This is a genomic window from Methanobacterium paludis (assembly GCF_000214725.1).
Classification (GTDB): Archaea; Methanobacteriota; Methanobacteria; order Methanobacteriales; family Methanobacteriaceae; genus Methanobacterium_C; species Methanobacterium_C paludis.
On sequence record NC_015574.1, the window covers coordinates 224819 to 250195 of the forward strand.

The 25377-nt window shown below is 36.2% G+C and carries 24 protein-coding genes; 9 read left to right on the forward strand and 15 right to left on the reverse strand.

Annotation, left to right across the window (positions count from 1 at the left end; genetic code table 11):
• The first annotated feature begins 215 nt into the window (after nucleotides 1–215).
• The 3 genes from gatE to MSWAN_RS00975 all read left to right on the forward strand — a co-directional run bounded on the left by gatE (nucleotide 216) and on the right by MSWAN_RS00975 (nucleotide 4080).
• On the forward strand, nucleotides 216–2084 hold the full coding sequence (gene gatE / locus MSWAN_RS00965) for a Glu-tRNA(Gln) amidotransferase subunit GatE (protein WP_013824743.1): 1869 nt from the start codon (nucleotides 216–218) through the stop codon (nucleotides 2082–2084).
• A gap of 73 nt (nucleotides 2085–2157) precedes the next feature.
• Nucleotides 2158–3072, forward strand: coding sequence for an NAD(P)/FAD-dependent oxidoreductase (locus MSWAN_RS00970; protein WP_013824744.1), 915 nt, complete (start codon nucleotides 2158–2160; stop codon nucleotides 3070–3072).
• Nucleotides 3073–3240: 168 nt separating this feature from the next.
• Nucleotides 3241–4080 carry a TIM barrel protein gene (locus MSWAN_RS00975; RefSeq protein WP_013824745.1) on the forward strand — a complete coding sequence of 280 codons (840 nt, stop codon included), beginning with the start codon at nucleotides 3241–3243 and terminating at the stop codon, nucleotides 4078–4080.
• A gap of 49 nt (nucleotides 4081–4129) precedes the next feature.
• Here the strand turns inward: MSWAN_RS00975 and MSWAN_RS00980 are convergent, their stop codons facing one another.
• On the reverse strand, nucleotides 4130–5254 hold the full coding sequence (locus MSWAN_RS00980; protein ID WP_013824746.1) for a Fic family protein: 1125 nt from the start codon (nucleotides 5252–5254) through the stop codon (nucleotides 4130–4132).
• A gap of 395 nt (nucleotides 5255–5649) precedes the next feature.
• Between MSWAN_RS00980 and MSWAN_RS00985 the strand changes: the two genes are divergently transcribed.
• Complete coding sequence (locus MSWAN_RS00985; protein ID WP_013824747.1) at nucleotides 5650–6771, forward strand: AAA family ATPase; 1122 nt, start codon at nucleotides 5650–5652, stop codon at nucleotides 6769–6771.
• 321 nt (nucleotides 6772–7092) lie between these two features.
• On the opposite strand, the gene hemA is transcribed toward MSWAN_RS00985, so the two are convergent.
• The 14 genes from hemA to MSWAN_RS01055 form a co-directional block, all read right to left on the reverse strand.
• Nucleotides 7093–8286, reverse strand: a complete 1194-nt coding sequence (gene hemA, locus MSWAN_RS00990) for a glutamyl-tRNA reductase (RefSeq protein ID WP_013824748.1) — start codon at nucleotides 8284–8286, stop codon at nucleotides 7093–7095.
• Nucleotides 8287–8418: 132 nt separating this feature from the next.
• Nucleotides 8419–9048: a precorrin-2 dehydrogenase/sirohydrochlorin ferrochelatase family protein gene (locus MSWAN_RS00995; RefSeq protein ID WP_013824749.1), complete on the reverse strand. Its 630-nt coding sequence runs from the start codon at nucleotides 9046–9048 to the stop codon at nucleotides 8419–8421.
• Between the two features lies 1 nt (nucleotide 9049).
• Nucleotides 9050–9526: a methanogenesis marker 9 domain-containing protein gene (locus MSWAN_RS01000; RefSeq protein ID WP_013824750.1), complete on the reverse strand. Its 477-nt coding sequence runs from the start codon at nucleotides 9524–9526 to the stop codon at nucleotides 9050–9052.
• Between the two features lies 1 nt (nucleotide 9527).
• Nucleotides 9528–11123 carry a methyl coenzyme M reductase system, component A2 gene (atwA, locus tag MSWAN_RS01005; RefSeq protein ID WP_013824751.1) on the reverse strand — a complete coding sequence of 532 codons (1596 nt, stop codon included), beginning with the start codon at nucleotides 11121–11123 and terminating at the stop codon, nucleotides 9528–9530.
• Between the two features lie 152 nt (nucleotides 11124–11275).
• Nucleotides 11276–11992 carry an MJ0144 family RNA dihydrouridine synthase-like protein gene (locus tag MSWAN_RS01010; RefSeq protein ID WP_013824752.1) on the reverse strand — a complete coding sequence of 239 codons (717 nt, stop codon included), beginning with the start codon at nucleotides 11990–11992 and terminating at the stop codon, nucleotides 11276–11278.
• A 265-nt stretch (nucleotides 11993–12257) separates the two neighbouring features.
• Nucleotides 12258–13019, reverse strand: a complete 762-nt coding sequence (locus MSWAN_RS01015; protein ID WP_013824753.1) for a GTP cyclohydrolase III — start codon at nucleotides 13017–13019, stop codon at nucleotides 12258–12260.
• Nucleotides 13016–13921 (reverse strand): 2-phospho-L-lactate transferase, encoded by a 906-nt coding sequence (gene cofD, locus MSWAN_RS01020; protein WP_013824754.1) that lies wholly within the window; start codon nucleotides 13919–13921, stop codon nucleotides 13016–13018. The genes MSWAN_RS01015 and cofD overlap by 4 nt, the downstream gene beginning before the upstream one ends.
• Before the next feature lie 241 nt (nucleotides 13922–14162).
• Nucleotides 14163–14924: a coenzyme F420-0:L-glutamate ligase gene (locus MSWAN_RS01025; RefSeq protein ID WP_013824755.1), complete on the reverse strand. Its 762-nt coding sequence runs from the start codon at nucleotides 14922–14924 to the stop codon at nucleotides 14163–14165.
• Between the two features lie 210 nt (nucleotides 14925–15134).
• Entirely contained in the window at nucleotides 15135–15746 is a 612-nt protein-coding gene (locus tag MSWAN_RS01030; protein ID WP_013824756.1) for an IMP cyclohydrolase, read from the reverse strand.
• Between the two features lie 145 nt (nucleotides 15747–15891).
• Nucleotides 15892–16290, reverse strand: a complete 399-nt coding sequence (locus MSWAN_RS01035) for an ExbD/TolR family protein (RefSeq protein ID WP_013824757.1) — start codon at nucleotides 16288–16290, stop codon at nucleotides 15892–15894.
• A 94-nt stretch (nucleotides 16291–16384) separates the two neighbouring features.
• Nucleotides 16385–17224: a MotA/TolQ/ExbB proton channel family protein gene (locus MSWAN_RS01040; RefSeq protein ID WP_013824758.1), complete on the reverse strand. Its 840-nt coding sequence runs from the start codon at nucleotides 17222–17224 to the stop codon at nucleotides 16385–16387.
• A gap of 13 nt (nucleotides 17225–17237) precedes the next feature.
• The gene (gene rnhB / locus MSWAN_RS01045) at nucleotides 17238–17846 is read right to left on the reverse strand and encodes a ribonuclease HII (RefSeq protein ID WP_013824759.1); all 609 of its coding nucleotides are present in this window, start codon (nucleotides 17844–17846) and stop codon (nucleotides 17238–17240) included.
• Nucleotides 17847–18180: 334 nt separating this feature from the next.
• On the reverse strand, nucleotides 18181–19260 hold the full coding sequence (locus MSWAN_RS01050) for a rod shape-determining protein (RefSeq protein ID WP_173361657.1): 1080 nt from the start codon (nucleotides 19258–19260) through the stop codon (nucleotides 18181–18183).
• 4 nt (nucleotides 19261–19264) lie between these two features.
• Nucleotides 19265–19894 (reverse strand): hypothetical protein, encoded by a 630-nt coding sequence (locus MSWAN_RS01055; protein WP_013824761.1) that lies wholly within the window; start codon nucleotides 19892–19894, stop codon nucleotides 19265–19267.
• A 945-nt stretch (nucleotides 19895–20839) separates the two neighbouring features.
• On the opposite strand from MSWAN_RS01055, the gene MSWAN_RS01060 reads away from it, so the two are divergent.
• From MSWAN_RS01060 to MSWAN_RS01080, 5 genes are all read left to right on the forward strand, one after another.
• Nucleotides 20840–21511: an archaetidylserine decarboxylase gene (locus MSWAN_RS01060; RefSeq protein WP_048188158.1), complete on the forward strand. Its 672-nt coding sequence runs from the start codon at nucleotides 20840–20842 to the stop codon at nucleotides 21509–21511.
• 21 nt (nucleotides 21512–21532) lie between these two features.
• On the forward strand, nucleotides 21533–22264 hold the full coding sequence (locus MSWAN_RS01065) for an archaetidylserine synthase (RefSeq protein WP_227716979.1): 732 nt from the start codon (nucleotides 21533–21535) through the stop codon (nucleotides 22262–22264).
• Nucleotides 22254–23552 (forward strand): RcpC/CpaB family pilus assembly protein, encoded by a 1299-nt coding sequence (locus MSWAN_RS01070; protein ID WP_013824764.1) that lies wholly within the window; start codon nucleotides 22254–22256, stop codon nucleotides 23550–23552. The genes MSWAN_RS01065 and MSWAN_RS01070 overlap by 11 nt, the downstream gene beginning before the upstream one ends.
• 267 nt (nucleotides 23553–23819) lie before the next feature.
• The gene (locus tag MSWAN_RS01075; RefSeq protein WP_013824765.1) at nucleotides 23820–24542 is read left to right on the forward strand and encodes a class E sortase; all 723 of its coding nucleotides are present in this window, start codon (nucleotides 23820–23822) and stop codon (nucleotides 24540–24542) included.
• Nucleotides 24543–24911 (forward strand): dihydroneopterin aldolase family protein, encoded by a 369-nt coding sequence (locus MSWAN_RS01080; RefSeq protein ID WP_013824766.1) that lies wholly within the window; start codon nucleotides 24543–24545, stop codon nucleotides 24909–24911.
• Nucleotides 24912–25377 lie beyond the last annotated feature (466 nt).

The window sequence follows — 25377 nt, forward strand, 5'->3', positions numbered from 1 at the left end:
CCTATGATGATTAAATATAGATTGAATATATGATTATTGATTTAAGTTATTTGAATCTCATTGAATCGTAAAAAGTGAGTAGGGAATTAATAAAGGTTATGCACAGGGATTATACACAAATACATTAAATTCTTAATGATCAACGATTTAACAAGTTTAAAGATCATTTAAACCAAGTTGAACTATTACAAAATACATTAAATAGCGGTGATAGGATGGATTATGATAAATTAGGTCTTAAAATGGGTCTTGAGGTACATCAACAACTCAATACAGATGAAAAACTTTTCTGTCCATGTTCGTGTGAACTTACAGACAAAAAACCGGATTATAAAGTTTTAAGGAACCTTAGACCAACACAGAGTGAGCTTGGAAAGGTAGATAGGGCTGCCTTTGAAGAGTCAAGAAGGAAATTACAGTTTATCTATGAAGCGTACAAAAATGAAACGTGTCTTGTTGAGGTTGATGAGGAACCTCCTCACCCTTTAAATAAGGAAGCCGTTAAAATATCTCTCATAGTTGCATCACTTCTCAACATGAACGTTGTTGATGAATTACACACCATGAGAAAACAGGTCATAGATGGGAGTAACACAGGAGGTTTCCAAAGGACTGGTCTTGTTGCAACCAATGGTTACATGGACACAGAGTATGGAAGGGTTATAATAGAAAATCTGTGCCTGGAAGAGGATGCAGCAAGGCGTATAGGTCAAAAAAAGGGAAATGTAGTCTTCAGACTCGACAGACTCGGTATTCCTCTAGTTGAGATAACCACTGACCCATCTATGAAGCACCCTGATCAGGTTAAGGAAGTTGCATACCAGATAGGTCAAGTTCTCCGGAGTACAAAGGTTAAAAGGGGACTTGGAACAATAAGACAGGACCTTAACATATCCATACGTGAAGGAGCCCGTGTGGAACTAAAAGGAGTTCAAGATCTAGATTTAATGGCTCAAATGGTTGAAAACGAGGTAAAAAGGCAGATAAATCTCCTTGAAATAATGAAAGAACTTCAAAAAAGAGATGCCCATGTTGATGACACAATATACGATGTAAAGGATTTGTTCAAGCAGACAGAGTCTAAAATAATAGCAAAAGCCCTAAAAGATGGCTCAGTTCTTGCAATAAAACTAAATGGATTTGCAGGTTTAATTGGGAAAGAAGTCCAGCCCAGCAGAAGGTTCGGAACTGAACTTGCAGGTTACGCCAAAAAAATGGGAGTTTCGGGTATATTCCACACAGATGAGCTTCCAGCCTATGGTATAACCCAAAAAGAGGTTGATACAGTTTTAGAATTTGTTAAAGCAGGTGAAGAGGATGCATTTGTACTGGTTGCAGATGATGATGAAAAGGCAAGAAATGCTCTGCTTGAGGTTTTAAGAAGGGCCAAAACAGCCATCATCGAGATCCCGGAAGAGACCAGAAAAGCCTTGGAAAATGCTAACAGCGAGTACCTCCGGCCACTGCCAACTGCAAGCCGTATGTACGTTGAAACGGACATACCAACTACGGTAATATCCCGAGATTACCTTGAGAACATAAAAAACAACTTACCAGAGCTTCCAGATGAAAAAAAGGCCAGAATAATCCAGCAATACAACTTGAGCGAGGATCTTGCACATCAACTTGTCAGAAGGAACAGGGCTGGTGACTTCGAGGAGATCATGGCATCTTCCAATCTGGACTCAACAACGGTAGCATCAACCTTTGCCTACACTATTAAAGAGCTTAAAAGGGACGGAAAGGACATTTTAAAACTGACGACTGACTGTTTAAAGGAAACCTTTGCCCTTGTTGAAAAGGGTAAGATCACAAAAGAAGCAGTTCAGGAGGTTCTTGTGGGTGTCTGTGACGGTGAAAAGTCTCCAGAACAAGCAGCAAAGGATTTGAACCTTACGATGTTGTCTGAAGAAGATGTTGAATCAGTAATCGATGATATAATTTCTTCAAACAGTAAAATGGTTGAAGAAAGGGGAATGGGTGCAATGGGTGCTCTTATGGGTAAAGCCATGGCCAAACTCAAGGGAAAAGCTGACGGCAAACTTGTGAATAAACTTTTGAGGGATAAACTACAGAATAAATAAAGATAAATAAAATTATAATTAAAAAATATCTAGAAAAAAAATTCCTTATTTATTCAACCTGTAAGGTGATTGTATGGAACAATATGATATTGTAATAGCAGGTGCAGGACCTGCAGGGCTTACTGCGGGGATATATGCTGGAAGAGAAGGTTTAAAAGCAATTATTTTGGAAAAGGCTCTTAAAGGAGGCATGGGAAATGTTGCCCCTCTAGTTTTAAACTTCCCTGGATTTAAATCCATAACTGGCCTTGAACTTTTAAAGAGAATAGGAGACCATGCATCGGGTTACATGGACATAAAAGAGTCTGAAGAAATCCAGAAAGTTGAAAAAATGGATGGAAAGATAATGGTAACCACGAATAAGAATGAATATGCTGCAAAATCTCTTATAATATCAACAGGAACCAAATACAGAGAGTTAGGAGTACCGGGTGAGCAGGAATTTATTGGAAAGGGCATATCCTACTGTTCAATATGTGACGGCATGTTCTTCAGGGGTAAAGAGGTTCTCGTGGTTGGGGGAGGAAACTCCGCAGCTGAACACGCCCTCCACCTCAATGACATAGGATGTAAAGTTAAAATGGTACATAGAAGGGATGAACTGAGGGCTCAAAAATATCTTCAGGATAAAATCAAAAAAGAAGGCATTCCAATCGTCTGGAATTCTGTTGTAAAAGAAATAAAGGGTGATACGTTCCTTAAAAGTGTTGTGATCTACGATCGTGTTAGAGATGTTGAGGAAGAACTTGATATCGCGGGAATGTTCATAGCAGTCGGAGAAATACCTTCAAGCCAACTTGCAGGACCGATAGGGGTTGAAATTGACAGAGGTGGTTATATAATCACAGATAAGGACCAGAAAACCAATGTGCCTCATGTATATGCTGCAGGTGATGTTACAGGTGGTTTGAAACAGATAATTGTGGCCTGCGCAGAGGGGGCAGTGGCTGCTGAATCTGCTTACAACGACATTAAAATGGAAGAGTAAAAAAGAGTAAAAAAATATCTTTTAGAAATATTTTGAAAGTTTTTATCATCAAAATTTGAAGTTTTTATATTATCAAAAAAAGTATTCAAAAAAAATTTTCAAAAAAATAGAATTAAAAAGCAATAAATTAAATGAATAAAATTTAAATGTTATTTTAGAGGTTATTTTATGGCTGTTGTGAGATTTGGCCCTGCAGGTAAACCCATTGATTACAAGGGCAAAACTAATGATGTATGCACTTATATAAATGCAGAAAGACTCGATGCCTATGAATATCAGGCAACTTATGGCGTTAAAATATCAAAACAATCTGCAATAGAACTCAAAAAAAACTCGAAGGACAATGATGTCCTGGTTTCAATGCATGCGCCCTATTACATTAACCTGTCATCTAACAAGGCTGATGTAATTGAAAGATCGGTTAAACGGCTTGTTCAGGCCGCTAAAGCATCAGAATGGATGGGAGCATACCGCACAGTATTTCACCCGGGTTTTTACACCACTTACACTCCAGAAGAAGCAATGAAGTGCTGTAAAAAAGCAATTACTGAGATCCAGGATGAACTTGAGGCTCAGAGTGTTAATGAGTATACCTTCGCACCGGAAACAACTGGTAAAAAATCCCAGCTGGGTAACCTTGATGAGATAATAGAAATATGCGGTTCATTTGAACATTTTGCACCGACCGTGGACTTTGCCCATGTTCATGCCAGATCTGGAGGTTCTATCAAAGATAAAAATGCTTATAACAAAATATTCCAGAAGTTAGAGGATGAACTGGGACTAAAGTCATTACATTCCCATTTTACAAGGATAGAGTACACAGATGCCGGTGAAAGAAAACATCATACACTTGCTGAGGATAGTTACGGACCGCCTCTTGAACCTCTGCTTGAAGAAATTGTTGATTGCGGTTGGGATGTGACTGTAATCTGTGAAACCCCCTTTTTAGACCATGATGCCATTAAGATGAAGGTTTTGTACGAAGATATCCTGAAAATTAAATGAACTTTATGGAATTCTGAAATTAAAGAACTTTGATGGAGTTGGATGTAATTTATTTTTTTCGATTCATGGAACCTTTTTTGAAGAGAGTTTTCCACTGTTTTTTTCGCTGGTCGTCCCGAATTTTTAAAATGTAATAAATGGAACCCTTTCTTTTTTTCTCCTTAATCACTGAGAGTTCTTCCAGTTTTTGGAGTTGATTAACTGATTCATGCTTTGTTGTTCCCAGTAATTTTTGGGTTTCTTCTAGGGTTATTTTCCCATATTCATGCAAGAAAGTTATAATCCGTATTTGGTTCATTTTTATCTGCTTTTCTCTTATATGGTCCTTTTTAAGGGTTGGTTGGTTGTTTGAAGCTACTGGAACATTTATTAGTTTTGAGATCTCGTCTCTAACCTTTGATAGTGACACATTGATTCCATCTGTGAAATATTCCATCCATTTCGTCAGGCCGTTTGGATCTCCAAAACTCAAATTTAAAGCGTTTAAATAGGCTTTTTTGTCCGCTTCGTAGTACTGCTCCAATGGAAAATATTTTTCCGGATCAAAAAGTCTTAAATATAAAATTAACTCTGTTAAAGCTCTTGCAGTCCTGCTGTTACCTTCTTTGAATGGCTGGATCCTCACAAGTTCATAATGTGCAGTTCCTGCAACAGTTATTGGAGAGATTTCAGTGGAGTTATTATTGATCCATTTAAGAAGTTCTTCCATTAATCTAGGGATATGTTCCGGGGATGGAGGTCTATATTCAATATGATCTTTTTTGAAATTTGCATCGTTCACATGAACGTTACGATAATGTTTCTTATGAGGTATTCCATTCGGTGTCTTTTTAGTTATTTCACTGTTCATTTCCAAAAGCAGTTCTTCTGTGATTTTCCCATTTTCCTGATACCTCTCGATCCCCTTCAAAACGTTGAGGTAGTTAAGTACTTCCTGTTCTTCTTTGTTTTCTGTAACTTCTGGCCTGTCTAAAATCCTATTTACTTCGGCAATTGTTAAAGTGTTCCCTTCAACTGCTGTAGAAGCATGAGATGATTTAATAAGGGCATTTCTCTTTAAAAAACTATTAATTTCAGGTTTAATTGCTGCATTAAGGATGATGCCTCGCACTAACTCAATTTCGGCTATATTATCAATGGTTTTATTAGTATACGTGAAGTTGGGTATGTACATCAAGTTACCTTATTATTCTGCATAATTTATATGATTTTGCGATTATTTGTTTGGGCTTTGATTATTGAAGTGATCAAAAAAGATATTTATCCTGTTTAATTTAAATTTAAGTGGTTTAAACTCTTCAAATGTAAAAAGAATAAATATTTGGATGTTTTTTAATTTTTTTATTTATTTTCCCAGTTTTCCTTCTATGAATATGCAATTAATTACTCCCTGATCTATCAAAGAAAAACTTTTATCCATCAGTGTATAAACTATAATTAAAATAAGATCATCATCACATAAAAGAAATAAAATCAATCAAATAAGATCAGATTGATTAAGTCAAATTGATTAATATTATTCGAAACATAAAATTTTCGATTTAACAACAAAGTTGGTAGGTATTCCTAGTGAAACTAAACAATATAGTTCCTGATCAAGTTGTATCAGATAAAAAAATATTAAAAAATGTAACTGAACCGGATAAAGAATCTAAACTGGTTGTACTCCAGTCGGTAGGTTATCCTTTCTTATGCAATCTCGTTGAGAATCCTAAAATAGAAATATTCGACAAAGAACTTTTTGAGCTCTATGCAAAAGAACAATGGGAAGGATACACGGCAAAAGAAGGCTCTTTTCTTTTTGATCAGAAATTATTGCCTGATTATGCCTTTAAAATAATAAAAGCACATCCAGATAATTCTAAAATAACTGATAATACTTCAATACTCCTCATGGAAGTTCAAGAATCCCGTGAGATTAAAAAAATAGAAAGCAACGTTCGAATGGAAGATGTCATAGGGCAGGAACGTGCAAAGACCAAATGTAAGGTAATAATAAAATATTTACAGGATCCAGCTAGTTTTAGAGATTGGGCTCCAAAAAATGTTTTGTTCCATGGAACTCCCGGAACAGGAAAGACAATGCTTGCAAAATCCCTCTCAAACGAACTTCAAGTGCCGTTGTTCCTTGTGAAGGCCACGAGTCTCATAGGAGAACATGTTGGTGATGGTTCGAGGCAGATACACGATCTTTTTGAGGAGGCATCAGCTTTATCTCCCGCAGTGATATTTATAGATGAGATAGATGCCATAGGCCTTGACAGGAAATACCAGTCACTTCGTGGGGATGTTTCAGAGGTTGTAAACGCTCTTTTAACTGAAATGGATGGTATAGATAGTAACAATGGTGTTGTGACCATAGGGGCTACCAACAACCCTCACCTTTTAGACTTTGCAATAAGGAGCCGGTTTGAAGAGGAAATAGAATTCGTACTGCCCGATGAAAATGAGAGACAAACCATTCTTGAGCTTTACATAAAATCTATGCCATTGGCTGTTAAAGCTGATGTTAAAAGACTCTCTAAATGTACTAAAAAAATGTCCGGAAGGGACATTAAGGATAAATTTCTGAAAGTTGCCCTCCATAAAGCAATTTCAGAGGATATGGATACCGTGACTATGGATCATATTAAATATGCCCTTAAACAGTATAAAAAAGAGAAAAATGAACCTAAAGGAATGTTTGCATAAATTAGAACCTTTCTTTACTATTGTCTGCTATTTTTCCCCTTTTATATCCTTTTTTGACTCATAAACTCTTTTCCTATTTTTACTTCACTTTTTTTGAGCCGTAGTGAGTTTTAGTGCTGTAGATATGGATATTGCACTGATTTTGATAGGTCTCGTGTTGGAAATGCGGGAGACTGGCTATCTTTTCAGGATAGTTGAGGAATCATAAAGATCAACTAAAATGCTATTTGACAGATTGAAGTATATTCATTCATGGAATTAAAGAACTATTACAGAAATATTTACTACAAATAAAAATATTCACAGTTAAATTAAAAAAAATCAGTTGCGGTTAAAAATAGCTTCTGCAGCGTTTATAACTTCTTGTTCATCATTTTCAGCTGCATGTTTTAAATTCTTAATTATATCATAAAAAATGTGTTCAACCATGACCTTTGTAAGGTCTTCAACAACTTTTTCATTCCCCTTCATATCTCCAAGCTTTCTAAATGCTTTTTGGGTATCTTTGACCCTTATATTCTCTGCACTGGTTCTAATATTTGATATGATTGGTTCAACTTCAAGCTGTTTCAGGGATCTTTTCAAAAGCTCAAATTCTGTTTCAATTATCTTCTCAGCGTCACAGGCTGCAGCTTCACGCATATTCTTGTTTTTATCTGATATGGTGCGCAGGTTATCCATATTGAATAGTCTAACACCAAGCTCTGCAACTCGTTCATCTATATCACGTGGGTTTGCAATGTCAACCATCACGATCTTATTAAGATTCTCCTGTGGTATGGCTTCTTTTACTTTTTCGTAGGTTAATATGGGGTGAGGTGCTCCTGTAGCACTTATAACAACATCTGCATCTTTTATTGCTTCATCAAGCTTGTCAAAGCGTATGGCGAAACCTCCAAGTTCTTTTGCAAGGTTCACTGCCCTGTCATGGGTTCTGTTTGCAACGACTATTGCCTTAAGATTTTTCTCGACCAGAGCCTTTGCAACGAGTGTTCCCATTTTACCCGCACCTATAACAAGCACTTTTTTACATTTAAGGTTTCCATGCACTGATTCTGCAAGTTTAACTGCTGCAGAACCGATTGATACTGACCCTTCGTTTATTTTGGTCTTCTTCCGTACGGCCTGACCAACGTGGACAGCTTTGGTGAATACGGTTCTTAAAACATTACCGCAACCACCTTCTTTAATGCTCTTTTTTTGAGCTTCTTTTATCTGGCCAAGTATCTGATCTTCACCGATTATCATGGACTCTAATCCAGATGCAAGTCTTAAAAGATGTTTCACTGCATCTTCATCCGTTTCAATCATGAAGTCCTCGCAATCTATGTCTGGGGTTTTGCATTCATCTAAAACTAGGTAAAATTCAGTCCGGTTGCAGGTTTTTATCTGGAGATGCTCTTTAACAGAGTAATGTTTCTGCAGATCCTTGAAGATACCTTCAAGTTTCTGTGCTGATCTTTCCATTGTACTGATGCTTGCTGTTTTATAATCGACTCTGATATTGAGGATCACGTATTTCCCTCCAGATTTTTGGAAAGTTGATCGAAATAAATTGATTAATTTTAGATCACTTTAAATCAATATTGTATTAACTTATTTAATTAAATCTTTCTTTAAAATTTCTTTTAAACCTATTTATTACTTTTAAACCTCTTTATTTAGATTTAGTAATAACTCCTCAACATATACCTTTGCCTGGTTGAGGTTACCATCCTTTAGAAGTTTTTCAACTGTTTTATCATTTAAAATTTTATATAAATATGATCTGCGATCTTTTTGGTCCTTCACTTTATCCTTGAGAAGTTTTCTGGTGAAATCTTGAAGTTCCAACTGTAAAATATCCTCATTTTTTATTACTTTTTGTATCTTTTTTCTTAACTGTTTTGCCATGAGGGGGCTTTTGCCGCCTGTGAATACGCATATTTGCACATCTTCTATGAAAAAAGATGTGGGCACGATCAAGTTACCCTTTTGTGGGTAATCAGCCCGGTTAACTAACTTATAATCAGCCAGATGTGCGATTTCTTCGTTTAAATTATGGTCTCCTGTTGCAATAACCACAAGGTCTGACCATTCAACCCATTTAGATGCATTGTCAATTGATTTTAATGATGCTCCCAGATCGATGATTTCCTCTGAAGCAGTATTCCCCAGGATCACAACATGGGCCCCTGCTTTCAGGAATCTTTTGGCTCGTCTTTCCCCTACTTCCCCTGCGCCTACTACTAAAACCTTTTTGTCACGCATTTCAAGGAAGAGGGGAGTCCAACCCATTTTATGGCTCCAAATTTTTCATTCTAAGTAATTTAACCGCAGTTTTCACATCGTTACCACAGTCACTAAGAACTTTGGAAGCCTCTTCTTCCGGAACGTTAAATGTTTCAGAGAGCGCCTTAACACTTTCTTCTGTTGTTGATTCATGTTTTCCAACAAGTTCCTCTGAAAGCTCTTTTTTAAGCTGCATGTATTCGTCACTGCTCATATTTATTCTGCGCAGCACCATATCCCGTAAAGGACATGGTTTTGATGGCTTGCAGCACCATACCAGCGATCCGAAACATGTTCCTTCACCCTGGCCTAGTCTGGTTTTTTCTCCAAATTTTTCTTTTATCTCTATGTAATCTTGAGGTGTGAGATTGGCATCCTCTAATGCATAGATAATTGGACAGGGCTTTACGGGCGGACAGCAGAACGCTAAGGCTCTTTTATCCCCTCCCCTGCATACGTGTGATGGTGAATCGTCCCATACCATTTTATTCCTCCTTAAGCATTTTCTTTTTTTCTGTGGGTGTTAGGTCTTGGATTATTGTTTTTGGGTTTCCTTGTTTTAGGATTTTTCCTCCGCGCATTAGGGCAGCTTTGTCGCATACGTCGAGTACGAAGTCCATGTCGTGTGATATGATTAGGAATGTTTGGTTTAGTTCGTCTCGTGCTTTTATTATTGAGTCTGTGACTTGTACTCTTGTTATGGGGTCCATGGTTCCTGTGGGTTCGTCTAGGATTATTATTTTGGGTTCTTTGATGAGGACTTGTGCTAGTGCTACTCTGTGTCTTTCTCCGCTGCTGAGTTCGTCTGGGTATTTGTTTAGTATGGTTGTGGCGTATGTTTCGTCGAATCCTACGGCTTTGAGGACGTATATGGCTTTCATTTTTGCGAATTCTGCGGGTAGTTCGAGGCTTATGGCTTCTGTGAGGTTTCCGAGCACGTTTCTGTGCGGGTAGAGGCTGTATTCTTGGTGGAGTATTCCTAGGTAGGGTTTGACTCTTCCTCTTCCGTATGGGCCTTTTTGTGTCATGTCTATCCAGGTTTCTCCTAGTTTGACTTGGATGTTGCCTGTGCTGGGTTCTGTTAGGCCGTAGAGTATTCGTGATAGTGTTGTTTTTCCTGCGCCGCTGAGGCCTACGACTCCGAATATTTCGCTTTCATCTACTGTTAGGTTTATTCCGTCAACTGCTTTGACTACTCCTCTTTCTATGGAGTAGTAATGTTTTTTCACGTTTTCCATTTTTATTATGGGTCCGCCTGTTTTGAAGACTTCTCCTTTTTCTGGTAGGGGTACTTGTTGTAGGAATTTTTTCACGATTTTGGTGGGGTTGCCTTGTTCGATTATTTCTCCTTTTTCGAGCCATATTACTTGGTCTGATAGTTTTTTCATGACTTCTGGCCAGTGGGAGGATATGATCATTGTTTTGCCTTTGTTTTTCACTCCGTCGAGCAGTGCTTCATGTATTAGTTCTGCTGTTTTGGGGTCGAGTGTTCCTGTGGGTTCGTCTGCTAGGAATATCATGGGTTTCTTTGGCCATTTGTCTGGCGAGCACGACTCTTGTTTTTCCCCTCCGCTGAGGTCTCTTGCTATGTGGGTTATTCTGTGGGTCATTTGAGCCATTTCCAGAAGGTCTATGGCTATTGAGATGCTTTCTTCCTCATCATGGTCGTGAATTGCTTTTAGAACGTTGTCTATGACTGTATCGTCCTCGTAGAGGGCGAAGGTTCTTTGGAGCATTATTGAGATTCTTCTTTTGATGGCTGCAAACAGTATTCGGTCGCAGTTCCAGAAATCAACACTCATTGCCTGGAATTCACATCCGCAGCTGCATTTTTGCCCGGCTTGTGATGGTGTTTCAACTCGGATACAATCAGGACAAAAGGCTATGTTGTAGATTATTTGACCTTGGTCTGGCTTGTAATCCTTCATTCCTCTGAGCATTTGTATAAGAACTGATTTACCCGCACCACTTCTTCCAAGAATACCTAAAACAGTACCCTCATCTATGGTCATACTAACATTCTTTAAAACATCCACACCTTTAAAAGTCTTAGTAACGTTCCTAACCTCTATAAAAGACAATGCAACCACCTTTTTTTTTGAGTTTGCAAAACATTAATTAATTTGTTATTCAATTAAATTGAATTAATTATTAATATTTTTATTTTAACACATTTTTTATAATTAAATGATCGTTGATTTAAATGATATTGAGATCTTATGAAATTTGAGAATTATACACGGGCAAGATCAAATGGAAGTTCCCCTCCTATGGCAGCCCGTGCAATTGATATTCCATCTGCACCAGCATCAACCATTTTTCTGGCGGATTTCAAATCTCTTATTGAATTGTTCCCTATTAAAAATATATCTGTATTTTTTTTAATTGATCTTATTAAGTTGTAATCTGCACAAGTATATCCTGGTTTCATGGCGTCAATATGTAGATAGTTTGCACCTGCATTGTTAACAGCCTCTGCAACTGCAAAATCGTCCACTCCCGGAACGTTAGCCCGTACTTTTACAGAAACTTTACTCCCTGAGTTTTTTACAACTTCTTCTATGAAATCGCCCAATTTAGTAAGGTTTTGGAGAAGTGCTTGGCCGCATCCGGCATCTACAAGTTCTGATTGCCTACAATGGGTGTTTATTTCAACCACATCTACACCATCGAGTTTTGAAACGGTTATTATAGGTTCTGGAGAGGTTGCCCTGAGGTTAACTGAAACTTTTCCTTTCCACGGGTTTTGAGATCTGACTATGTTAACCTGACTTTTTATGTTGGACAAAACATTTTCTTCTGCAACCTCAAATTCAGGTCTTCCACGTGCAATTATTTTACAACCCGCTTCTATGGATGGTTTATCTATGTTGTACCCTCCAAGGGTAACCATATCAAATCCGAATGATGACATTTTCCTACAGAAGTTTCCGTTGGTTATGCCCGCCATAGGCGCTAAAACTTCAATAAAACCACCTAATGAAAATAATAATTGGATTTATTAATCATTTATGAGATTCCTAATTTTTTAGAAATTTTAATTTATCTTTAATCCATTAATTAATTTAAGAAATTCAAGTTTGATGTCAATTTTTAATAATTGAGTTTATTAATTTTACATTTTTTTTAAACAACTAAAAATTATGGAAACTAGGAATCAGTTATAGATAATTATTAGATTTTCCTTTACTATTACTATCAAATTCTATTCACTTTCAATCTTTATTCTTCATCACGTGAACCAGATTGTAGGTGAATCCACCTCTTATCTCTTCGAGGGCAAGATCAGCAAGGTTTGCTGCTTTTTCAGCAGTTGGGGCCTTTCCAACACCTGCTTTGAGTGATATGTTTATTTCATCCTTAATTTCCTCAATTATTTTGAGGATTCCCTCAGGGTCCAAGCCATTACATGGTGACATGAAGTTGTCTCCGCCTATGAAGAATAAAAGAGATCCTTTTTTGATTAATTTTTTCATTAGAAAGTGTTGAACTCGGTTCACAATAAAATTAGTATCGTATGCAGGAATTATATCTGTGAGAGTGTCCGTGATGCCGTTTATGTCTATATGGGCTATCTGTACGAAGCTGTCTTCCTTTTTTGTCATGCTGTCTATTGCAAGTATTTCTTTCCTTTCCTCTGATTGTGCTCCTCCATAGTTTTGAAGGGCATTTGTGGCAATTTTCTGTGCTTCGTATGGTGTTTCTGCAGCACCAACTCCCATACTTACTGTTATGGGGTATCTGTTTCCTATGGACTTTTGAATTCTGCGATGGTCATCCAGATCGACGCCGTTTGTGACTGCGAGCATATTGTCGAAGCGAGTGAAGAACACAAGGCCTCCTTTAGCTGCGAATTGTCTCTGAAGATCTGCGTAGAGCTCCGACTGTAAAATCTGAAGATCTGCTTCGGCCCTTGGTGTGGGGGTCACGGTCCATGGACCATAATTATCGATCTGAATTAATGTCATTTGAATCATAAAATTTCACCCAAAATACTTCTGGCTAACATCATTTTATCTCCGATGTTTTTCATGTTGGTGTTTGTTACAACAACATCCGATATTAGTTTTTCTATTTCTTTTTTGTAAACACGATCCTCAGTATCTACTATAAATTTGTCTAAGAATTCTTGATACATGGCCGCAACACCTCTACAAGATACCTCATGCCCTAAAGCTCTCATGAACTTTGCAGCTGGGCCGCTAACAGGAGTTCCACCAATTATGGGCGAAACTGCAGTAACATAAGATTTTTTAAGGGCATCTGAAACGCCTTCCATGGATATTATGGGTCCTATTGATGTCACAGGGTTTGAAGGTCCAATGACCACCAAATCTGCTTCTTCAATGGATTCAATAACTCCATGTGCAGGTTTAACGCTGTTGTACTCAAGATCAAGAACCTCAGGTTCTCCACGTCTCTCAATGAGAAACTTGTGGAACTCCATATCCCCCTCATCTGTTTTTATCTTTAAGTGAGATTCTTCATCGCTCATGGGTATTACGTGGGATTCAACACCCAGGGACTTCCTCTGGATGTTAACAACCTTCGAAAGAGGATACTGTTCCATGAGCATGGTTTTTTGTATCTTTGTGGCCCTGTCCCTATCTCCAATTTTAAGGGTTTCAGGGCAGTTAATCTCCTTTAAAGTTTCATGTGTTATAAAGGTATCATTGTCAATACCGTACCATGTTTTTTCGTTGATGATCTCTGCAAGGGTGTACATAACGGTGTCAACATCTGCTGCAACGTAAACACCAGAGAAATAGGAGTTTTCAAGGGTGTTAACAACGATGTTAATATCTTTAGGGTCAATTAACTTGACAATCCCTTGAATAAGTTTTGGTGTCCCTGTTCCGCCTGAAAGTATGGTTATCATATTTGTTCTTGCCTGTGTTTGGTTAAATTCTATTTAATATTTAAAATATGTGGTTTTACGTGGGTATTCTAATTTTACGTTTTTATTATAACCTAAATTTATCTAATGTTTTCCTGTTTAAGAAATTTTTGAATATCAAACATTTCTTTTCAAACACTTCTATTTTTACAATTTTCATACATTTCTCAAACACAGTATCCTGTGTTGTTTCAAACACAATAAAGTTTAGAAGTACACGATCTCATCTAAAAACATCGTATTTTTTAGGTCTTAACAATGATTTAGCAGTTGAAGAATCAGTTTTTAATTTTTTAAAGTATTCTATGCCTCTAATTATAACTACAGGTATTCCTTCATTGGCCTGTCCCATTATAATGGATGCTGCTGAAGCTAATTCATCTGCTACGGCTATACTGGTGGTTTCAAGCTCCCTTCCATAAAGATCATTTTCTCCACGTCTGTCCCACAGTGCTTCCATACCGGATATTCCAATAGCAGTTCCTACTGCACCTTCTCTAAAAGCCCTTCCCTGTGTATCTGATATTATAATTGCAATCTCTGATCCTGCAGCATTTTCTAGTTTTATCCTTATATCTGAGGCACTTTTGTCCGGATCAACTGGCATTGGTGTTGCAAGTCCACCGTCCACATTAGACTCATCTATGCCCGCATTAGCACATACAAAACCGTGTTTTGTTTCAGATATTATAAAATCCGGCCCAACTTTTATTATTTCATTTGATTCCTGGATTATGGCTTCAACAATCTCAGGTTTTTTTCCAGTTTTCTTGGAAAGTTCAAATGCCAGTTTACTTGGTGTTATACTGTTAAGATCGATTATAGTTCCCTCTGATTTTGATACTGCAGTCTCTGCTATAACGAAGATATCTCCGTCAAGGATTTCTATACCCTCTAAATCCATGGAATCTAATATGATCCTTGCAATATCGTCATTTTCTTTTATTAATGGTATTTTTCTGAGCCCAATGAGTTTTACGTCCATATTAACACCAATTTAGTTGATTCCTTTTGTTTTTCTCTTATTTATTTCATTTAAATAAAGTATTAGGGTTTAAAAACATTTTTTTTAATTCATTTAAATATCTCTTTATTAGATTGAAGACCAATTAAATTTATTTTCGCATCTCAAGTGAATTTGGGATAAAAATTGGATAAAAAAAAGTTTAGATTGAATTTAATCTAGATTTTTAATTTAAATTGAACTTATGTCCCATTTTTTTCCATTTGGACTACCAAAAGCGGCTGCTGATGTCACAGGATTGGTGAACTCTACAAATTTACCACCATCTATTATGAATTGTGCTGCACTGGCAGCAGTATCTGCCGTAAATTTCACATAAGCTGGTTTTGTTTGTTCGTAAGTTGATATGTAGGCTGCTTTTCCTTCTTCCACTTTTTCAACGATTAAACCTTTGTGAGTCACAATTCCAATGTATGTGCCTTCGCGGGGTGATACTACGCCAGCTATACGGGGGGTGTTGTAATCGTCCTTTTCGTAGTCCATTGAAAGTAAGGATAATGCTATTGAATCTCGTACGTTCATGCCTAAATCTATTTTATCTGCTATAACATCGGTGTGAGCACCGTTTGATACCACGGCAACGTCGTCAACTATTCTTATGCAGTTGTACGTTATGTAGGGGTTTTCAAACACATCTTTCTCATTTCCTTCTGTGGGCACAATTGAAACCCTGTTTTCGAAGGATCTTGCTATCCTATTTGGAAAAGAACGGCTTGAAACCCTGTACGAAACAAATTTCCCTTTTTCAGTATTTCCGACGGCTAATATTCTCCCTAGATACATATAATCACCTTTTTCATTTAATGATCTAATATTTACTTGGGGTTTGGTTTTATGTGATCTAAACGATCCATTTTGATTTATTCAAGATCTAAAAAATTCAAGATCTAAAAAAATTTAAACTTTTTTTATTCATTTATTGATGGTTTCAAGAGCTTGGAGTTGTTACAGCCTCTTCAGGAGACATTCCAGTTGGTGTTGTAATGATGATTGCGCCCTCTTTTGATTTTATCACGATCTCCCCTTCGTCTATAACGTCTGTGTGTACTGCAATTGCCCCATTTTTAATATCCTGTGACATATCCACTCCATTTACTGTAACATTTTTGAGACCAGCAACAGGAATAAGGTAGTATTCTGAGGTTCCGCTGGTTTGTGATACTTCAGGTTTGCCGGAGGTGGTGCTGGTTTGGGTGGCGGCCTGAAAACTGCTTGTCACCATTAAAAATATGAGGATTGTAAAAATAACATCTATGAGTGGAACTAAATTAACCTGAGCTTTGTTGCGTCTTAATCTGTTCTTGTATCTTTTTGTATCCAATGGCATTTGGAATAACTCCTAGTAAACATTACTGCTATACATTACTGCTATGATTATTGGAATATTAAGATTTATTCAAGGTTTAAATCGCTAAAATAAATTACTGTCTTAACTTACTCTCAACGATCTTTACTTGTGTGTTGCATTTTTCCATTATTATGTTTTTAATGCTCTTTTCAAGCATGTTTGGGTTTATGGAGATCCAGATATTCGCCTCGGAATCAAGAAGTTTCCTGACCTTAACCACTCCATCGGATTCTTTCAAAGCTTCAACAGATTTTTCTATATTTGAATCCACTTTTATCTTCATTTCGGCGATTCTCCAGTTGGTCATCTTCTTAGCTATGTCTATTGCATCTATTTCATTTTCTATCTTGCTATTTATGTATGAGTGGAATGGAAGTAAGGTTATTGCAACTGTTAAACCTGCTATAGTAGTGATGAGAGCTATATTAATTCCCAGGGCCATTGTTGTTGGGTTTGCGTCAACACCAAGTGATTTGAATGTGTACCACATACCAAGAACCGTTCCTATAAGTCCTAAAAGTGGTGCAATTTCAATTATGGTCCTGATAGTATCTAGACCCTTGGTCATGCGCCCCATCTCCACGATGAAAACCCTTTCCATGGCATCTTCCACTTCGGCTCTGTTTCGATATCCAATCTTAAGGGCTTCTGATATTATTTTGGATAATGGGTTTTGGTATTTTCCTATTGAGCGTAATGCTTCTAGGGAACCACCTTTTTCCATAGCTTTGTTTACGTCCCCCATTATTTGGGGCAGTTCCACTTTGGATATTTTTCGCATGTGATGAATTTTCTCTAAGGAAGATGCGAGACCGTAAATGCCTATAACGGTTATTACATAGGTTATAATTCCTCCGTTTTTGAACATCTCCATTATAGTTCCAAAAGCACTGTTAAAAAATTCTAATATCATGTTATCTCCAACTTTATCTTGTTTTTGCTACTGTTGCCCATGATTTCCTGACAAAATCGGGCAGATCCTCGTAAGAGGTTTTCTTTAGAAATGCAATGGTTTTAGGGTCGCTGGGATAGCCAGATCCAATTTCTTTAAATTCTTTCCTTATTTTTTGGACTTCACTGTCCCTTTCAACCTTTGCAACAATTGAAGCCGCTGAAACAATAACATACTTATCATCTGCTTTGTGTTCAGCCACTACCTCAAGATTTTCTTTGTATGTTTCAATTTCAGCCTTAAATCTCTTTGGTTTTACGTCTATACAATCTATTATGGAGATATCAGGTTCTGAGTCTCCTATGATCTTTTTCATTGCGATCTTCTCAATTTCGTTGAGGTTCACGTCCTTCGACCTCAGAAGGTCTATGTCCTGGGCTGTTATTTTCACAGGATAACATTCTGCGATTTTTTTTATCTTTCTTGATAAAACTATCCTTCTTTTTGGAGATAACTTTTTTGAGTCCCTTAATTTCAATCTTTCAAGGTACTTGACTCTGTTCTCTTCGATTGCAACTCCACATACCACTAAAGGACCAAGTACAGATCCTCTTCCTGCTTCATCTATACCTACTATTTTCATTTTTAAGCCTGTAAACCTTATTAAGCATTGCTTTTTTAATAATATGTTCTTATCTTAATTTTTTAATCAATGATCTGGAATTATTCAGAATTATATTTAAATTAATCTAAAAGTTTTTTTTTATTGGTCTAAAGATTATTGATCTAAAATTAGTTCAAAGTAATCCACCAAAAAATCAGGATTTAATTAGAAAAAAATATTTTTAAAAAAGTCAAATAACAAAGTCAAATAATTCTAAAAAAAGTTGGATTAAAAAAAGCGGGATCGTTCTAAAAAAATAATTTTTTAGAAAATAAATTTAAAAAATTAAAAAGTTTAGGAATTAGTTAAACACTCATTTCATGGCTTTTAAACGTACCTCTGGCTCAAGTGCCCTTGGTTCTGCAGCTACTATTGCAGCACCTTTAGCAACAACGGTCATAGGGTCGTCTGAAATTTCCACTGGGACTCCAACTTCTTCGTATATCCTTTCTTTTAATCCTTTAAGTTGGGATGTTCCTCCCACAACAACTGTTTTGTTGTAGACACCGGATATGAGCTCAGGTGACATTCTCTCAAGTACCAGTGCTAATGCTTCGATAAGCCTGACCACTATAGGTTCTGCAGCATCTGCAACCAGTTTGGAATCTATCTCTACTTTTTTAGGTTTGTTGGTTTCCATTGATTTTCCAATGGCTGCTGTTTTGGTTGGCTCTATGGTTGCTGATGAATGAACCATTCCAACATTTATCTTGGCCTTTTCAGCTTCATGGATTCCTATTTCAACTTTGTAAAGTTCTTTGACTTTATCGACGATGTTTTTATCTATGTCATCTCCACCGTTTCTTATGGTTTCAATGTCTGTGATTCCACCGAGGGATATGACCACTATGTCACTTGAACCTGCACCGAGGTCGATCACCATGGTACCTTCTGCCTCTGCAATTGGGAGACCTGCTCCAATTGCTGCTGAAAGTCCTTCGCTTATGACTAGAACGTAGTTAGCCCCTGCTTTTTTACCTATGTCTTCGACTGCACGTTTTTCAACTTCTGATGCGTCTCCAGGTATGCCCACCACTATCCTGTCAATGCTGTCTATGGCATCGTTTGAACCTTTATCCATTGCATAAACTAAAAGAGCTTCTGCTTGAGATATACTTTCAATAACACCTTTTTTGAGAGGCCTTACGGCAATTATGTCTTCAGGGGTTCTTCCTAACATGGCCTTAGCTTCTTCACCTACTGCGAGTACGTAGGTAGGGTCTTCTTTTTTAACAGCCACTACTGATGGTATTTTGTATAAGTCAAATTTGTCACCGGATGGTTTTGCAACTACGGTGTTTAAAGTTCCTAGATCTATTCCTAAAGTGTTTGTTAAACCTTTTTTCTTAACTTCTCCTTCTACTTCTTCTTCCTTTTTTCCAAAAAGATTGATCATTTTATTCCTCCTTTAAAATCTTACTAAACTCTATTACGAATATTTTGTTTAATTTTGCAATTTCCTTGATCTTTTCGATGTAAACTTGATCAGTAGATATTAAAACGGTTGAAAGAGCAACATCCGCCATTTTAAACAACGGATCAATGGTACTTCTGACAAAAGCAGGTAATTTGCTGGTTATGTAAACATCTGTTTCTATAAAACCGGTGGTTTTATCTTCCAATAAAAATGAAAGTTTAACCCTATTTTTTTCACAGTCTCCCATGAATTTTTTTATGGAGTTATCAGGTCCAACAGTTAACATGAGGTTTGGCTCATTGAGGACATAATAAGGTGCTATTTTAAGATATGAACCTCCATTTTCCTTGCAGATTAAACTTAATTCTCTTATTTTGTTTATATCTCCGTACAGCAGGATGAAATCAAATTTTTTTGTCACGAATGATTCCTTGGTGCTGATGTGCTCCCTGCAAAGGATTTTAACCCGTTCTTTATCTATTATGGCCGCATATGCAACGTTGTTGACCATTTCTTCGTTACCGGCTATTACACACCATATCTTATCTGAATCCGGCATTGTAGAAACTTTTGCAGCTCTTCTCAAGGTTTTAATTTTATTTTCTATCATCAAACCACTTCTCATGTGGATATAATTATGTTTATTACGATGAATTACCTATGAATTGTAAATATTTAAGTGTAAATATCTGGGTTATTTAGTACAATACAGTTCAATACAACACTAATTTACAACACAATTCTGATGGATTTTTTAATTAATATATTCCTATGCTAAATATTCTATACTAAATTAGTTCTACTATGTTTTATTAAATAAAGTTACGGATGAATTAGTAATATTAGTATCACTTTAATCTTTACGAATAGTAATTATCGTTAAAGTTTTACTAATTGCTAGTTTACTAAGGTTCTGTTAATAATAAATGAATTGGTTCTTTTTCATTACTTACCATATATATTTTTACAATTTCCAGTTTTAGGATATGAAGTGAATTTAATCCTTCAAAATTCTTAAAACTCAGTTAATGTCGTTATAAAATTTAATACAGATTTAATTAATAAAAGAACACTCAATATAAAACTCAAACATCTTATTCAGATTATATTTAATAGGGATTAAGACTTTCAGTTGATAAAGCAATACTTGAAAATTAATAATAATTTCTTCAACCAATTATTTATCTCTCAATGCAAATATATATAAATGTTTTAAGTTATTGAGTTTTCATTATTTAAGTTTTCTATCCGTAATATTCTGTTTAAATTGGTAATTGTGGGATATGACTACTAAAAATGTTACATATAAAATAATTTGATATGATCAGTTTAACGATGTTTATAGTTCCAAACAACATTTGTAAATATCGATAACCATTTTAATAGGTTCTAACTAACCAAGATAGTTTGATATTAAAATTTTTGATAAATAATTAAACATTGAATAGTTGTATTCTATTATATGAATACTGGTTATTCATGTATCCTTAAAATGATTTTTAGGATTTTTTTTAAAACGATTGAATTTGATCAAGTTGATAAAACCGTGATAATCATGTTTGTGGAAGGAACTTTAAAAAAAATAGGAATATTGTTAACATTAGCAGTTTTACCCTTCTTATTCGGTTATTTCCTGGTAAGTTTTGTCCTATTCTCACTTATAGCTCTTTTAATGCAGTTTTTTAGAGATCCGAAACGAAAGATACCTTCACAGAAGGGTGTAATTGTTGCGCCCGCAGATGGGAGGATATTTAAAGGAAAGATAGATAGGATAGAAACGGTTGAATATGATGATATCCTTATGAAACATATTTTAAAGAAGGGTGAGAAGGGCATCCGTGTAAGTACGTTTATGTCACCCTTTGATGTTCATGTACAAAGGGTACCTGTTTCAGGTGAGATCGTGGAAACGAAGTACTGCCCCGGCAAATTCAAGATCGCATCAGGAAACGTTCAAAAGGAAAACGAAAAGAATTTAATAGTGATAGATTCAGAGTATGGAAAAGTGGGAGTAATCCAGATAGCAGGCTTTGTAGCAAGAAGGATAGTTCAGTACGTCAATGTAGGGGACAAAGTTGACAGGGGTGACAGATTAGGGATGATACGGTTTGGATCCCGGGTTGATGTTATAATACCCGCTGAAAAATTCAAACTCCTGGTCGTAGAGGGTCAAAAACCAAAGGCTGGAGAAACCATTGTTGCTAGATTAATTAACAATAAACAATAATAAAGGAAAAAAACTGATAAAATGAGCTTAAATATGAATATGAAGAATTATATTTCTTATGCAGATTTAGTTTCTATTGGAAACGCTTCTTTTGGGTTTCTTTCAATTTTAATGGTGGTAAATGGTAATTTGATTTTTTCTGCAATGTTTATGCTTGTTGCAGTTATATTTGATTCATTGGATGGTTGGGTTGCAAGGAAGACTAAAAGAGATGATGAGTTTGGATTTGGAAAAAATATTGATTCCTTGTCTGATGTAATATCCTTTGGTGTTGCACCGGGAATGCTTCTCTATTCTGCATGCGTATCGTATAGTATACCATACCTTAATATAGTAGTAGGTCTTCTAATAGTTATATGTGGAATATTAAGACTTGCAAGGTTCAATGTGCTCACAGATTCAATTAATGGTGTTGGTGAAAAATTTGTGGGATTGCCCATACCTTCAACAGCTTTGATCCTGGGATCATTTTATCTTTCAGGTATCTTCAGGATGGATGTTGCACTGGTAATAATGGCGGTGATATCTGTGCTTATGGTAAGTACAGTTGAGTATCCAAAATTTAAGAAAACAAAATTTGTTGCAGCGGGTAGTGTCTTGATAGTTTTGACATGTTTACCCCCAAACATTCTATCTGTAATTGCAAATCTTCCCGCAAAACTTTTATTCGTTGCCGCATTAATGTATTTATTAGCAGTGCCGTTTATGGATTTATACGCCAAGCTTCACAGAAGTGGTCCAAATGTTAGATAAAATATTAGGAAAAAAGGATAACGACAAAAAAGATACCCCTGATCTTCATAAAAATGGAAAGAAATCTGAGTCAGATATGGGGGGACGACTCAAGGATATGGTAGGCAAAGTATCCGTGAAAGCAAATGATACCTTTAATGGGAAAGATGAGAACAAAGGTTCATCTGATAAAAAGATACCGAGACCAATGCCTAAACCAAAACCTAAACCTCTTGATAAACCTAGATTAAGATCTCCTGAGACTAAGAAAAAGTCCGGATTTGGGGGAGGAGGTTTTGGAAGGAAGATCCCTGATGATGACGATCAGAGAACATTGGTAGGGGCAGCTGTTGTAGGAATTATTCTTATAGTACTTGGAATAGCAGCTTACTATTTCATATTTTATTCACCGTATCAAGACTCTTTGAACAATGCAAAGATGGAAAAGATCAACGAGACCAACTCGTATTTTACAGGACCTTTAGCAACGGATTCTAAAAAACTGACACTTTTAGCTCAAATTGATGCTGGAGTCACGCCAGAACAGGTGCTTGCAGTTGATGTCATGGGACCTGCAACATCTTCATGGAGAACGTATCAGAAGCAGCAGATCGTTAACAAGACGGATCCCTATGGACGGGTTATGATAACGTACACTGCAAATGATCAAAAGAACCTTCTTATGAACAATTCAAGTGCACAAACAATAGTTAATGAAGCAGATGCAAGTGTTCTGTCTAAAATGGAGATAAATACACCTGATACAGTTGCAGTTCCAATAATGATCTCCCGTTTACAAGCTGCAGGTGGTCTTATAAATGTTGGTGATTCAGTTGACGTGTATTTAAATACAAATGCTTCTACAAGCTCAACCAACGAAAGCAATCAGACATCTAGCAGTGATTCTCCTAACATAAGTGGAGCGACGGTTCTTGCAATTTTAAGGGCAACGGACAGTGGAGCTATAGATGCTAACTTGACGGAAGCAACGGCCAGTTCGTCGGGTTCCGGTTATATGGCAACCCAATCTTCAAGCACTGATGTTGAACAGCTTTTAAGAGCTGCATCATCCGGAACATGGAACGATTCACAGGTAAGTGCAGTTTTAAGTTCATATGGATGGAAATTATCTGACTTTGAGAGAGAATCCAATTTAGGTGACCTTGATGCAGAGTATTTAATAGTACTCGAAGTTCCAAGGGAGAATGCATTGTTCCTCATACAGAATATGAATAGTGTAGTATTAACTGTTCCAACGTCGAGTGCACCAGAGTGGATGATTACTGAATTAAAATCGATCTATGGCTAGACGAAAATGTGTTGGCTCATGATTAACTTCAATCATTAGCCAATGTATTCTATTTTTCTAATTTTTTTCTTCTAAGTTGGAATCTTTTGTTACAAATAGAATATTATTAATATTATTTATGATCATAAATTTATCAGATCATAAAGATCATCTACTATCAAGTTGATTAAGTGAATAATCATGCTTGTGTAGTAGAATTAAACCAGTTGATCTAACTAAAGTTGATTCCTTATAGAGAGATAAAGTTTCAAAGAGGATGGTTTGTTTATGAAAATTTCAACCCTTTTTGTGGTGCTGGGTTTGGTAATAATCTCACTTTACTGTTTTATGGAAGTGGATTATTATGTGTCCTACCAGGAAATAACTAAAAATACATCAGATGTTCCATATGTAACCATATCAAAAATAGGGCTTGAACAAGCCATAAACAACAAATCAATAAATTATGGTGTTTACCATGAGCCTGCATCAGCAAACCCCGGCTCTGGAACTGTTATATTATTTGGACATAGAACACTGCATGGATCACCATTTTTGAACCTTGATAAACTCACGGCCGGGGACAATATAACTGTTGAATGGCCAGGAATAGGGGATGTTGATTACACAGTCATGAACTCAACGATCGTGCCGGCCTCGTATAGGATGTCGGTGGATCAGGGCAATGTACTCTTCCTCATCACATGTTATCCGTTGGGTTCATCTGCCCAAAGGTTGATAATAGAAGCTAAACAGGGAAGTATTTATCCAATTCAAAAAACAGAGCAAAAAGCCAATCCTCAAGCACCTTATGCTCCATTAATAATATTAGGGTTCTTTTTAGGAGGAACGTTTTTGAGCTATATCTACCCTGTTAAGGATGAAAGGATCATAATATTCATAGCAATTATAGCATTAACACTATTTTTGGTTGTTGAATACTTCTTCCAGTTACCTACAGATGGCATTGAATCCGCATTATCAAATATAAATAATTTCTTGGGTGTTTAAATGGATGTAAATGAACAGTACTTTAACAATATTTCAGAAAGAGAAAGAGCCATATTTGAAGGTGCAATCACAATGGGTGCATTGTTCCACCAGTTCGTTGGAACTCCTGTAAACACTGAAAATGCAGCTACACTTGAAAGGTCAATAAAAGATGCAATGGAACTTCAGCCGTGTATAAAAAAGGTTGAAGTTGTAATAAACAAAGAAATCCTTGAAAAAGTTAAAAATGAATATAGCTACGTGTCTCTCACAGGGGACATGTTGGACGTGAAAGTTGTAGCTGAGTACGGTGATAGAAAAGCTTTTATAAGACTCAGATACATTGAAGACCTTAATTACCCGTTAATGTACGTTGAAAGGATTGAGTAATTAATTTCTATTTTATTAACTAATTTTTAATTAATCTAAAATTATATGGTTATAACTGCTTTTGCTGCTGATAATATATTACTGCGCAGGTTATATTTTGATAGACTATATCAGAGACAGTTTCATCCAAAAAACCATAGAAATGATTAGGGAAATTTTTATCCTCCAAATATAATTTTAATTTAAATTTTTTTATTTAATATATTTTAGCAGATTTATAGATAGTTTTTTAGATTTTAGTGCAGTTAATATTATTAAATGAAATAGGTTTTCATTAAATTGATAATAGGTTTGATAACCTTATTAATACTGCATCTGGTATTTTTTAACAATTAAAATCATATTACCTATATTATCTGTAATCTCAACATATGTTGTTGATTCTCTCAAGTTTTGAGAATCACTAAGATTTGCTTACAATTTTTATATGAGCATATGCATACACAATATAGAATTTAAAATTAGG